This window comes from Henriciella mobilis, from assembly GCF_003576285.1.
In the GTDB taxonomy this organism is placed as follows: domain Bacteria; phylum Pseudomonadota; class Alphaproteobacteria; order Caulobacterales; family Hyphomonadaceae; genus Henriciella; species Henriciella mobilis.
On the sequence record NZ_QWFX01000005.1, the window covers coordinates 702,605 to 715,490 of the forward strand.

Sequence of the window (12,886 nt, forward strand, 5' to 3'; positions counted from 1 at the left end):
TGTTCTCCGGTCTGGTTAAATCCCGTGCACGGCAGGTGCACGCTCGGCTCCCGGGCACGAGGCTAGCCGCTGGCTGGAGCAAAGGACCACTGAAGAAGCGTCTTCATGGCATGAAGAAATATGAAGAGGGCCGGGAAACGCCATTGAAACAAGCGAATAGGTACTGCCCGGAATCTGACCAGAATCCCGGTTTCCGGCCGCTATCCGTTCCCTGCCGAGGCCTGTTCGGTTAACCATGAGCCTGGTGAGGGGGGAAATCTGTACCAGCATGACAAGGAGAATGCTCTACCGTTTCGAGGACTTCGAGATCGATTCCGGATCGATGCGGCTCTTCAGGTCGGGTGAGCCGGTCGCAGCCGAACCGCAGGTCATCATGCTGCTTCTGCTGCTTGTCAGGAAACACGGTGAGACCGTCACAAAGGCCGAGATCAACGACGCCGTCTGGGATGGGCGCATCGTCTCGGCGTCCGCATTGACCAGCCGCTTGCGGGCCGCTCGCGCCGCGATCGACGACGATGGTTCAAGCCAGCGCCTGATCCGGACCATTCCGAATATCGGCCTGCGCTTCGTCGGGAATGTCGAGACTGTGTCCACCGGCGCGCCATCGTCTCCGGGCGCCGACTGGCTCAGTTGGCCGATGCGCTGGGCGAGCCGGCGGCCGCGGCTGCTGGCCGGTCTGGCGGCGGCGCTACTGGCGATGGGCACAGGCATCTATCTGTGGCTCCAACCACCGCACGCGCTGCGTTCGCAATTCGAGGTCACCTACAATGCTGCCATCAGCGGTCACAATACTCGCCCCCTGACTTTCCTTTCTCTGAAGGGGTGCATGACGGCCTGCCTTGAGGAGACGGAGTTCTACTGCAAGTCCTTCGACTTCTCCTCGATCCGCAAGACCTGTGACCTGAGCAATGCCTCAGCAGAAGATGTCGGCGGGCTGAAGACGGACTATTACCGCAACCCTTACGACCATTATGCCCGAAAGCCCTCGGACGGGCAGGAGCAGCAGTCAGCGCCGCGTCAGTAGACCGTGTCGATCTTGTCGATGGTCGTGACGATCTCGCCGCCGCAGCGGATTTCGACGCGTTCGGCTGGTACGCTCTTCTTGCGGTAGACGATCTTGCCGATGCCGGAGGGGTGGTCCCATTCGACGATATCGAGCAGCAGTGTCCCGTTTTCGCTGATGCCGCCAGACTGGAAGCGGCGCGAAATCTCGTCGGCTTCGATCTCGATCACGATGACAAGGTTTCCACTCGGCCCATCAGGGCCAGGCATCTGGTTGCGCCAGGCCGAAACGTCCTTGATCGCAAAGCCGCAGAGGTCGCCAGCCGCGTCCGGGTCGCCGTCTTCAGCCATTGGCATGCCGGTCATGCAGCAGGCGCCGAGAAAAAGTGCCGAGGACAGGAGAGCAGGCGTCTTCATGTCTCCGGCCTACCATGACTTCGACAGCGAGAACCAGTAGACGCTGGCTGGGTCGGCGTTGGCCACATGGTTCGGCTGGGTCGACAGCGTGGCCGTCAGGCCTGCATCGACACCACCCGGCAGGCCGAAGCCCCAGCTGGCCTCATAATTTATTTCCCGTCCGCTCGGCGACAGGGGCGCGCGGATCGTCTCGGAGACGAAGTTGAAGTCCTCGTCGAGGCCGGTGACGCCGACAAAGTCGAATGTGCCGCCCTCGGCTCGGCGCGGCTGCGCGACGGTCAGGCCAAACTGTCCGAACGCGGTCACCGTGTCGGCGCCGACCGACCAGCGGCTCGTCCAGACATTGCTGGTTTCGACGCCCGGCAGGTCGACGGTTGCGGCCTCGACGCCGGCCGACAGGCGCAGGCTCCTCATCGGGCGGTACGCCCCTTCGAGCGCATAGGCTGAGAGCTGCGAGCGGTCCTCCCCGCCAAACCGGCCCTGGATAACGCCGCCCAGCGCCGTGCGCTCATCGCGTATGGTCGAGATCTGGCCGCGAACGCCCCAGCGCTCCTCGATGCGCGACAGGCCGACGCCGGAGACTGAAAGATCCTCATCGTCGGAGGAGAATATCTCGAAGGACATCTCGCCGACATCGTGGCTGAAGCGGGCCCAGCCGCCATCCGAGAAGCCGGTGCGGGCGCCGGCCTCGTTGATGAGGCTGACCTCGGGAGCGAGCGATTTCGCCCCGAAACCACGCCCGAATTCGATCGAGCCGCCGGAGAAATCGTATTGCGCCGTGAACTGGCCCATTGGCGCTTCGTCATAGGGAATGGCCGGATCGTCGCGGAAGGCAGGCTGGTGCCAGGCAAAGGTCACCGGACCCTGGCGCACGGCATGCGACTGGCCGGCAGCGGCATCGGCGCGATAATCAAAATCGGCCACGCGTGCCTTGCCGGCGGGCATGTTACTGGCGGCATCGAAACGGTAGGCGCGGTTGAACTTGTCGGTAAAGACCAGCTCGCCCAAGGCGCCGGGCTGGCTTGCCCAGTCGCCGAAGGCGCCCGCGGCGGGCGCATAGGAATAGCCCGTCGGGATGGCCTTGCCGTTGATGGTGAAGCTGGTCGTGCCCTGCGGTGCGAAGGCGGCCGCAAGGTTCATGGTGCCGACCCCGGATACTGCATCGACGCCAACCCCGGCCGTCTCCTCGCGGATGAGATCCGGGCTGGTGCTGACATAATCGTCTGCGCTTTCGAGTAGGGCGGAGAGGGCATCCTCCGGTGTCATGTTGGGAAATAGGTCGAGCATCAGCGCCAGCGCGCCGGAGACATAGGGCGCGGCGAAGGATGTGCCGCTGACGATGTAATAGTCGCCCTCGTCGTCGGTATCGTTACAGCCATTGACCTCGCCCGGCCCACACGTCGGAAGGTCCGGGAAGAATATGTCGTCATCCGGTCCGGTCGTCACGACGCCTTCGCCAGGCGCGAGAATGTAGAAGTTCTTGTTGTTCGGGTCTGAGCCCGGCTCGCTGCCATCGCCGGCGCGGTTGGAAAAATCCGAGATTATGCCGTTGAGATCCACCGAGCCGACGGCCACTACCCGGCCAAAAGTACCGGACGTGCCAGCGACATTGGCGGGTTCGTTGAGCGAGGTGCCCGTCGCGGCGATAGGGTCGCCTGTGTCGGGATCGGACCCGGCCGGCTCCGCATCGTTGCCAGCCGAAATCACGACGAGGATGCCAGCGGCCGCCGCGCGGCGCACGGCGTCTTCGAGAATGGGATTAGTGTCGGGCGTGCCGCCCAAGGACAGGTTGATGATGCGCACGCCCCTGTCGATCGCTGCGTCTATCGCATCGGCAAGGTCCTGGTCGGGAAAGCGGCAGCCAGCATCCTCACCCGTTTCCTGGCAACTGCCTGGCCGGTCGGCCCGGATGGCAAGGATGTCGGATTCAAAGGCAATGCCATGTCCGGCAAGGTCATTTTTGTTCGCAGCGATGACGCCAGCGACCAGTGTGCCATGGCCTTCATTGTCGATGTCGTCGGCCGCTCGCGTATCGGCATTGATGTCGAAGCTGGTCGAGAGAATGCGCCCGACCAGGTCCGGATGGTCCGGATCGAAGGAGGTATCGATGACCGCAATGGTGATGCCCTGGCCAGTCGCACCGGCGGCATAGGCCGAAGAAGCGCCAAGAAAGGGCAGCCCCTCGGTGAAATTGTACTCGCTTGTTTCGAAGTCGCCCGGATCACCCACCGGTGGAGGCGGAGGTGGTGGTGGCGGAGGGGGAGGCGGGGGCGGCGGTGAAACAGGCGGCGTGGTTGCGCCGCCGCCACCTCCGCCTCCGCCACTTGCACAGGCTGCCGTTCCCATAAGCAGCGGCACGGCGAGCGAGGCGCCGAGCAGGAGGCGCGACATGTAAAGGCGCTGGCGGGGCGATGACGGCATGGCGTCGGTCTCCGGTAAGGACGCGGGACCCTGACCGCGCCGGGAATCGTCTATCGTCAAGCTTGATGCCTAACAAATTGTGGAGCAAGCACGTATTGTGCCTTCGGGCGTTGGAGGATCAGATCATGGCGTTGCGCGCAGCGATAAGGTTTTCGTCCCTGGCGGTCCTCGCCATGATCGGTCTGTCGTCCTGTACGGCGACCGGTCCGGGAGCGTCTGGAGAGGCCGCAGGACCTGCTCCATCGGCGATGGATGCGGCCTGCACGACGTTGGCTGCGGAAACGGATATTACTGTCATCGTCGAGGCCGGTGAGCCGGTCGAGGGGCTGGCGCTCGACGTTGCCGACTGCCTCGGGCGGGCCGATCCGGCCATCCGAGACGGTTTTGCCTATGAATCTCTCGCGCGCCTGCTTCGGGCGGGTCTTGTGCCGCTGGAGGAGCGCGAGCAGCTTCTGGCCCGCCTGTCCGCGAGCGTGAACGCGCATCGCATTGATACGGAGGCAGGGGGTAATGGCTTCCTTGCCCCGTTCGCCGCGCTGGTCCTGTCTGAAGTGGCTCGTACGGACCGCGTTGAACCTTGGATGAGCGACGAACAACGTGCGGCCCTTGTCGAGACGGGGGCGTCCTATGTCGAGAGCGTGCGCGACTATCGGGGTTTCATTGAAGGCGAGGGCTGGCGCCATGGCGTGGCGCATGGGGCCGACCTCCTGATGCAGCTCAGCCTCAATCCGGCGATTGGCGAGGAGGAGGCCGAACGCATCATGCGGGCCGTTGGCAGTCAGATCGCCTCAAACGAGGCGCCTGCCTTCATTTTCGACGAGCCCCGGCGTCTGGCGCGGCCGATCCTGTTCCTGACGCAACGCGGCCTGCTCAGCCAGGAGCAGCTGGACGCATGGTTCGAGTGGATGGCCGAGCCGGCGCCGCTCGCAAGCTGGGATGATGCCTTCTCTTCGGAAAGCGCGCTGGCGCGCCGGCATAATCTGCGAGCTTTTGCCTATACAATCCTGGTGTCGGCGACCGAAAACGAGGATGAAAACCTCAAACGCCTGAGGCCCGGTGCGCTGCATATCCTGTCCACAATTCCCTGAGAGCGGTGCGCACGGGGTTGGGTAAGGGTTACCGCGTCGTTAAGACGGCCTTAACGAGAACGCCCCATTCCGTTAACTAGTAGCGTAGCCCAGCGTGCAACTGATTCGCGCCGGAGGGATATCATGAATGCTGAACAGGTCCCTATCATCATTGCCGCCGGTGCGCTCGCACTCGGTCTGGCCTTTATCCTCTGGGCCTTGCGAACCTCCGAAGGCGCGCGCGGCGCGGCGAGAAAGTTCCGCGAACGGGCCGGCGATGCAGAGACGTCGCTCGCCGAGCTGAAATCGGTTCTCGGCGCACACCCCGGTGTGATCCTGGTCTGGCAGGGCGATACGCTGGAAGATGAGGGCGATACCATCGCGCCGCCGGAAATCCACGGCTCGCCCATCGCGTTGGCAGGGCTTCTGCGGTTTACAGATGATGCTGTCTCCCCCGATCCGGCGATCCGCATCATTGAAGGGCTCGCCGACCTTGAAGCGCGTGATGGTGCCGGCCAGGACACGACGCTGCGGATCCGGCTTCGGGAGCTGCGTGAGAATGGCCAGCCCTTCTCGTTGACGCTGATCGGCCCGTCCGGGCGTTTCCTCGAGGCCGATGGCCGCACAGCCGGTGCGCGGGCAGTGGTCTGGATCACCGACTCGACCATCAAGGGACTGGAAGAAAGCTCCGCGCGCGGCAAGCTCGAAGAGGCCCGCCAGGTCATTGCGCGTGACCCGACCGCCTTTCTCGACATGCTCGGCAAGGCGCCGTTTCCAGCCTGGCGTGTCTCCGGTGTGGGCCGGCTGCAATGGGCGAACCCGTCTTATATCGAGGCGGTCGAGGGCAGCTCGCTCGACCGCACGCTCGACCGCCAGATCATGCTGGATGACAAGGCCGTCGAGCAGATGCGCCGCACCATCGCTGAGGGCAAGGATATCGACGCCACCCGCCATATCGTGATCGGCGAGGAGCGCCGGGCCATGCGGGTGCTGACCTTCCCGCTATCGGGCGGCGCCGGTGCGATGGCCTTCGACGTCACCGAGGAAGAAGCCGCACGCGAGGACCTCAATCGCCATGTGAAGGCGCATGACGAGACGCTGAACCATGTCGCCGATGGCGTCGCCATCTTCGGACCGGATCGCAAGCTTACCTTCTACAACCGCGCCTTCGCGGCGATGTGGGACCTTGAAGAAGGCTTCCTGCTGGACAGTCCGAGCCATGGCGAACTGCTCGACAAGCTGCGCGAACGCCGCCGCCTTCCCGCCCGGGCCGACTATGCCGAGTGGCGCGCCAATGAGCTGTCGCACTATCTCGACATCTCCGGCACCGAGGAAGACAAGTGGTCGCTGCCGGATGGACGCACGCTGAAGGTTACCCGCCAGCGCCACCCGATGGGCGGCCTGCTGCTTCTGTTCAAGGATATTACCGGCGAGCAGGACCTGCAGACGCGCTTCAACGCATTGATCAAGACGCAGACCTCCACGCTCGACAGCCTGCATGAGGCCGTCGCCGTGTTCGGCTCCGATGGCCGGCTGAAGCTGTCGAACAAGGCCTTTACCTCGCTCTGGTCGCTCGATCCGCAGCTGATCAAGGACACGCCGGACTATGATGTGATCATCGAACAGTGCGTCCCACTCTTCCACGACCGCGAGACCTGGTCACAGATCAAGGGGCACATCACCGATCCGTCGGCGAATGCGCGCCAGATGACGACCGGCGAGATGAAACGCTCGGACGGCTCGACGCTGACCTATGTCACCCAGCCCTTGCCGGACGGGAACACGCTGATCGCCTTTGCCGACGTCACCGCCCAGCGGGCCGTCGAGGGCGCGCTGCGCGGGCGGGCAGAAGCCTTTGAGGCGGCCGATCGGCTGAAGACCGAATTCGTGCGCAATGTCAGCTATCAGCTGCGCTCACCGCTGACGACCATTCTCGGCTATGCCGAATTCCTCCAGTCGGGTGCCAATGGCGAACTTAATGAGCGTCAGCTCGACAATGTGAATTCAATCCTGTCGGCTTCGGATCACCTCAACAAGCTGATCGAGAACATTCTCGACCTTGCCCTGATCGAGGCGGGCCGGATGGATCTCGACCTTGAAGACTTCAAGCTCGCCGAGGTCGTGCAGGAAAGCGTCGACCTGACGGTCGGAAAAGCGAGCGATACGCAGGTCACCGTGCATGCCGAGATCGAGAAGGGTCTCGGTACCATCCATGCCGACAAGCGCCGCATCCGCCAGGTGCTGTTCAACCTGCTCTCCAATGCCATGCGCTTTACCGAGCCGGGCGGTGAGATCACCGTCTCGGCGAGCCGCGTGGAAAACATGGCGATCCTGTCGGTCAAGGATACTGGCCGGGGAATCGAGGCCGAGCGCCAGGCCTCCAGCTTTGACAGCTTCACCTCGTCGGACCAGCGCGGCGCCGGACTTGGCCTCGCCCTGGTGAAGAACTTTGTCGACCTGCATGGCGGCAATGTCGGCATGAAGTCGGTCGAGGGCGGCGGCACGGAGGTTGTCGTCTGGCTGCCGGTCACGGCCGTGACCACCAAGCGCACGCCGCTGGAGAACGCGCCGCTCGAGGCCAACGCTTGAGCAGTGCTGGTCTTAAAGACTGCTGACGTAACGGCAGGAACAGGATACAGGAGGCCGGGGCTTGAATGCGCCGGCCTTTGTCGCTTCAAGGCACCTAGGAGTTTGCCGTATCCTGAATGGAGCGGCGCCGATCTATTCAGGCCAAAGGGAAGGAATGCCCATGACCGACATGCAACCGCGCCACGACTGGACCCGCGAAGCTATCGCCGCGCTCTATGAAGCGCCCCTCGACACGTTGTTCTCAAAGGCGCTGGAAGTGAAGTCGGCCAACTGGGCGGATGGCAAGGTGCAGAAGAGCCAGCTGCTCTCCATCAAGACAGGCGGCTGTGCGGAGAATTGCGGATACTGTTCCCAGTCGGCGCATTTTGATACCGGGCTGAAGGCCGAGAAGCTGATGGCGCTGGAGGACGTCGTCGCCGCCGCAAGGCAAGCCAGGGATGGCGGTGCGGACCGTTTCTGCATGGGCGCAGCCTGGCGGGAGCTGAAGGACCGCGACCTGCCGAAGATCGCGGCCATGGTCAGCGCGGTCAAAGCCGAGGGGCTGGAGACCTGCGTCACGGCCGGCATGCTTGAGCCGCACCAGGCCCATGCGCTGCGCGAGGCGGGCCTCGACTATTACAATCACAACCTCGATACCTCGCGCGAGTATTACAGCACCGTCGTCTCGACCAGGACCTATGAGGACCGGCTCGAAACCATCGCGCATTGCCGCGAGGCGGGCATCAATCTCTGTGTCGGCGGTATCCTCGGCATGGGCGAGGGCCGCGAGGACCGGATCGGGCTCATCCATGAGCTGTCGAAACTCAATCCCCATCCGGAAAGTGTGCCGATCAACATGCTGGTCCCGATCGAGGGAACGCCGCTTGGCGACAGCCCTGCGATCAGCGTGATCGAGATGGCGCGGGCGATTGCCGTCTGCCGCATCGTCTTCCCGAAAAGCTGGGTGCGCCTGTCGGCAGGCCGTGAGGGCATGACCGAGGAAGGCCAGGCGCTCTGCATGTTGGCCGGGGCGAACTCCATTTTCGTGGGTGACCGCCTGCTGACGACGGACAATCCGGGCGAAACGCGCGACGAAGCGCTGCTGTCGGCGATGGGTTTCGAGCATGCCTCGCGTGAGGAAACCGCGACGCCTGCGCGCAAACATACGCTGATCGGCGCCTGAACCGGGTTGCAATCCTGACAGCTCGCTTAAATTTTTTCCGGAAGGAGATGCCGGATGAGTGACACTATCCAAGCCGTGATCTGGGATTTCGGCGGTGTGCTGACCTCCTCACCCTTTGAGGCGTTCAACCGCTATGAGGCCGAGAACGGCTTGCCGGAGGATTTCATTCGTTCGGTCAATGCGCGCAACGGTGACACGAATGCCTGGGCGAAGCTGGAGCAGTCGAAAGTGTCGGCCGAAGAGTTCGATGGCCTGTTCCGTGAAGAGAGCCGTGCGCTCGGCCACGAAGTGCCGGGCAAGGACATACTGGCGCTGCTGTCGGGTAACCTTCGCCCCCGTGTGGTTGAGGCATTGAGACATGCCAAGTCGAAGGTGAAGGTCGGTTGCATCACGAATAATGCACCGGTTGGCAAGGGCGCGGGCATGACCAGCGATGAGGGCCGGGCTGCCGAAATCGCGAAAGTCTTCGAGCTGTTCGATGAGGTGATCGAAAGCTCCAAGCTGGGCATCCGAAAGCCCGATCCGCGGATATACGCGCTGATGTGCGAGGCGCTCGATGTCGATCCGAACCATTGCGTCTATCTCGATGATCTCGGCATAAACCTGAAGCCGGCGCGCGCCATGGGCATGACGACCATCAAGGTACTGAACGAAGACCAGCTGCTCAGCGACCTGGCGGAGGCGACGGGATGGCCGCTTCACGAGTGATCCTCGCCAGCACCGTCCTGGTGCTTGAGCTGGCCCTGCTCGTTGCCTGCGAGCGTGAAGCACCGCGTGACACCGTTCGCCTGCAGGTCGAGGAAGCGCCGGACTACATGAACCCGGATGCTGAACGCGATGCCGGTGCGCCCAGCCTGTCGGAAGAGGCCGCGGCTACGGTGGGGACGCTGCAAACCATTATCGAGTCCAATTCGATCTACAGGCTGGCGCGGTTTGCCGACAGTCAGCCCGGCTTCATTTCGAATTTCGCCGGCGCCTCGCATCGCGAGCATTGGGACCTGTTGCGCCGGACCGGTTTCGACCCGATCCTGCGGCTGGAGGACTTGCTGGAAAAGCCGTATGGCACACGCTCGGTCGGGGAGGAGACTTGGTATGTCTGGCCGGACCTGGCTGCGCTGGACTCCAGTGAGCTGCAACCCGAACGCCTGAATTTCCGCCAGCGCGCCCGGCTTGAGGATCTCGTTGGCGATGCCGGTGTGGAGAAAATTCGGAACGGAAGTGGCTATCCAGGCGTACGCATGGCAATCGCCAGTGATGGGCGCTGGCTCTACTACGTCCATGAAACGCAAAGCGAGGAGTGAGCCGCATGGCAGACAAGATGGATCCCGCAACCGCAATCGGACAGCTTGAAGGCTGGCACAAGTCAGGCTCCAAGGAAGCGATCACCAAGACGTTCAAATTTGCCGATTTCTCGACGGCCTTCGGCTTCATGAGCGCCATCGCCACGCAGGCTGAGAAGGCCGACCATCACCCTGAATGGTTCAATGTCTACAACACCGTCGAGGTCACGCTGACAACGCATGATGCCGGCGGCGTCACGCAAAAAGATATCGACCTGGCAAAGAAGATGGACGCGCTCGCATCCAAGCTCGCCTAGGCCATTTTCTGCTGCTTCGACGCGTAGAACTCAGGATCGGCCTTGCCGTCATCAATGCTTGGGGCGGCACAGTGATCCACAGACAGGCAGTTGCGCAGGACTGTCATGAGCTGACGCTCGTCAATCGGCTTGGAGACATAGTCGCACATGCCGAGCGAGATGTAGCGTTCCCGGTCGCCGGCCATCGCGTCCGCCGTCAGGGCGACGACTGGCACTCCGGCCCACGGTTTGCCGCTTGAGCGGATGTGGTTCAGCGTGGTCGGTCCGTCCATATGCGGCATGTGAATGTCGAGCAAAACAATATCGACATGCTTGCTGGCCAGCTGGTGCAAGGCTTCCATGCCGCCGTCGGCTTCCAGCACGTTCAGGCCCATGGGCTCCACGAACAGGCGTGCGACGCGGCGGTTGATGTGATTGTCGTCGACGATGAGGGCTGTCTTGCCGTTCATGTAGCCATTCGACTGTGCAGATGATGACGGCGCGCCATCATCCCCGCCTGCAGCCACCAGGGATACCGGGCGGGTCTGAACAAGGCCTGCATCCACGGTCAGTGTGAAGACTGAGCCCTTGCCCGGTTTTGACACGACGCAGATATCGCCGCCCATGGCCCGTGCGAGTTTGCGGGAGATGGCCAGGCCAAGCCCTGTGCCGCCATAGTTCCGGGTTGTCGAACGGTCGGCCTGATGGAAGTTCTGGAACAGGTTTTCGATCTGCTCCTCAGTCATGCCTATGCCGGTGTCGGAGACATGAATCTTCAGCCGCGTCATGTCCGGAGAATCGGATTCCTCACAGGTCGCAGCCACGATGACCCCGCCCTCATGGGTGAATTTCAGCGCGTTCGATACAAGATTGTCGACACATTGACGAAGGCGCACAGGGTCGAAGGAGAGTTTCGAGGGTACCGACTTGTCGACGATGACCCTCAACGAAAGGCCTTTTTCCTCAGCCTTGGGCCGGTAGAAACTTTCGGTTCGCTGCAGCTTGTGACGGAAGTCGCCAGCAATGGGTGAGATTTCAAGCTTGCCAGCCTCGATCTTCGACAGGTCGAGGATGTCGTTCAGCAAGGTCATCAGGGATTTCGAACAGTCGAGAATGGCATTCACCATTTCGCGTTCATCGGATCTGAGCTCGCGATGTGAGAGCGCCTGGGCCATACCGAGAATTCCGTTGAGAGGCGTGCGGATCTCGTGGCTCATCGAGGCAAGGAATTCGGACTTCGCCTGGCTGGCTGCAAGGGCCGTGCGCTTGGCATGGCGAAGCTCGCGCTCGTGGTCGCGAACGTCGGTAATGTCTGAACTGATACAAAGCACGCTGCCGTCGGGCATCTTCGAGAATGTGGCCTTGATCGAGTGGCCCTCAACTGTATCCACATCAATCGTGCCAAAGTTGCGGACCTGCTCCACAAGCCGGCTTGAAAATGCGCCAATATCGAATTTTTCGATATCGAAACCTGGCGTTTCTTCCAGGGTGGTGCGCGCGCTGTTGTACATCGCATCCTCGAGGGACTGGCCTTCCTCCAGCATCCGGTAGAAAACAGGAAAGTGCCTGCGGGCGGTGTCATTGACATAGAGCAGGCTGAAATCGGGAGCATGAAGTGCGAAGCCATTGTCGATGTGCGACACCGCGTCGAGCATCTGGTCCAGCGTCAGACTGATTTCCTTCTTGTTCGTCGCCATTGGTTCCTCTCCTCGAGATTCTTATTCGCCGGAAATTGCATCAGACTGGTTTAGAATTCCTTCATGCTGTCATGGCGCCGCGGTACGCTTGACCTTTCCTGCGCCAGCTGGAACTGAAACAGCACAGACAAAATAATGAAAGGGAGCGAACATGGGTCGCGTTTCAGGAAAGATGGCGCTGGTGACCGGTGGGGCCCAGGGCCTCGGCGAGGCGACGGCAAAGATGCTGGCGCGCGAGGGCGCGAAAGTCACGGTGACTGATATCAATGGCGAGGGGGCCAGCAAGGTCGCCGCCGATATCAATGCCGCGCATGGCGAGGGAACCGCCTTTGCCTGGCAGCATGATGTGACCGATGCGGAGCAGTGGCAGACCGTCCTGAAGGCGGCCCATGATGCGATGGGCGGGCTCAACGTGCTGGTCAACAATGCCGGGATCGGATCGCTCGGCTCTGTTGAGGACGAAGAGTATGAGACGTTCCGGCATGTGCAGAATGTCGACGTCGATTCCATCTTCCATGGCTGCAAGTACGCCATCCCGCTGATGCGGGCGCACGGCCTCGGCTCGATCATCAATATTTCCTCGATCGCCGGTATCGTCGCGAGCGGTAATTATGTCGCCTACAACACCGCAAAGGCTGCTGTGCGGCACATGTCGAAATCGATCGCGTTGCATTGTGCCAAGACGGGCGGGCAGATCCGCTGCAACTCGGTCCACCCGGTCTTCATCAACACGCCGATCCTCGACCGCACCAAGGAAATGTTCGGCGAGGAGGAAGCGCTCGCCAAGCTCGGACGTCAGATCCCGCTCGGCAAGGTCGGCGAGCCGGATGATATCGCCTACGCCGTGCTCTATCTCGCCTCCGACGAGAGCAAGCTTGTGACTGGCATCGAACTCAAGGTCGATGGCGGCATTTCGGCGATGTAGACCGGCCATATGGAAACAGGGGACAGATCG

General features: G+C 62.2%; 11 protein-coding genes. 8 read left to right on the forward strand and 3 right to left on the reverse strand.

Annotated features, from left to right (window positions below):
- Positions 1–268 precede the first annotated feature (268 nt).
- Positions 269–1,024 (forward strand): winged helix-turn-helix domain-containing protein, encoded by a 756-nt coding sequence (locus D1223_RS03305; protein ID WP_158588385.1) that lies wholly within the window; start codon positions 269–271, stop codon positions 1,022–1,024.
- On the opposite strand, the gene D1223_RS03310 is transcribed toward D1223_RS03305, so the two are convergent.
- Positions 1,018–1,419, reverse strand: a complete 402-nt coding sequence (locus D1223_RS03310) for a hypothetical protein (RefSeq protein WP_119374969.1) — start codon at positions 1,417–1,419, stop codon at positions 1,018–1,020. The genes D1223_RS03305 and D1223_RS03310 overlap by 7 nt on opposite strands.
- A 9-nt stretch (positions 1,420–1,428) precedes the next feature.
- Entirely contained in the window at positions 1,429–3,840 is a 2,412-nt protein-coding gene (locus D1223_RS03315; protein ID WP_158588386.1) for a S8 family peptidase, read from the reverse strand.
- A 125-nt stretch (positions 3,841–3,965) separates the two neighbouring features.
- On the opposite strand from D1223_RS03315, the gene D1223_RS03320 reads away from it, so the two are divergent.
- From D1223_RS03320 to D1223_RS03345, 6 genes are all read left to right on the forward strand, one after another.
- Positions 3,966–4,928, forward strand: a complete 963-nt coding sequence (locus tag D1223_RS03320) for a DUF2785 domain-containing protein (RefSeq protein WP_158588387.1) — start codon at positions 3,966–3,968, stop codon at positions 4,926–4,928.
- Positions 4,929–5,051: 123 nt separating this feature from the next.
- On the forward strand, positions 5,052–7,496 hold the full coding sequence (locus D1223_RS03325) for a PAS domain-containing sensor histidine kinase (RefSeq protein WP_119374972.1): 2,445 nt from the start codon (positions 5,052–5,054) through the stop codon (positions 7,494–7,496).
- 154 nt (positions 7,497–7,650) lie between these two features.
- A complete protein-coding gene (gene bioB, locus D1223_RS03330) occupies positions 7,651–8,658 on the forward strand; it encodes a biotin synthase BioB (RefSeq protein ID WP_119374973.1) in 1,008 nt (335 codons plus the stop codon).
- 54 nt (positions 8,659–8,712) lie between these two features.
- Positions 8,713–9,366, forward strand: coding sequence for an HAD-IA family hydrolase (locus D1223_RS03335; protein ID WP_119374974.1), 654 nt, complete (start codon positions 8,713–8,715; stop codon positions 9,364–9,366).
- Positions 9,348–9,959: a hypothetical protein gene (locus D1223_RS03340; protein ID WP_119455298.1), complete on the forward strand. Its 612-nt coding sequence runs from the start codon at positions 9,348–9,350 to the stop codon at positions 9,957–9,959. Before D1223_RS03335 ends, D1223_RS03340 begins: the two co-directional genes overlap by 19 nt.
- Before the next feature lie 5 nt (positions 9,960–9,964).
- Positions 9,965–10,255: a 4a-hydroxytetrahydrobiopterin dehydratase gene (locus D1223_RS03345; RefSeq protein ID WP_119374976.1), complete on the forward strand. Its 291-nt coding sequence runs from the start codon at positions 9,965–9,967 to the stop codon at positions 10,253–10,255.
- On the opposite strand, the gene D1223_RS03350 is transcribed toward D1223_RS03345, so the two are convergent.
- Positions 10,252–11,931, reverse strand: coding sequence for an ATP-binding protein (locus D1223_RS03350; protein ID WP_119374977.1), 1,680 nt, complete (start codon positions 11,929–11,931; stop codon positions 10,252–10,254). The two genes, D1223_RS03345 and D1223_RS03350, sit on opposite strands and share 4 nt — an antisense overlap.
- A 151-nt stretch (positions 11,932–12,082) precedes the next feature.
- Here D1223_RS03350 and D1223_RS03355 point away from each other — a divergent pair, with 151 nt between their 5' ends.
- Complete coding sequence (locus D1223_RS03355) at positions 12,083–12,856, forward strand: SDR family oxidoreductase (RefSeq protein ID WP_119374978.1); 774 nt, start codon at positions 12,083–12,085, stop codon at positions 12,854–12,856.
- The last annotated feature ends 30 nt before the right edge of the window (positions 12,857–12,886 follow it).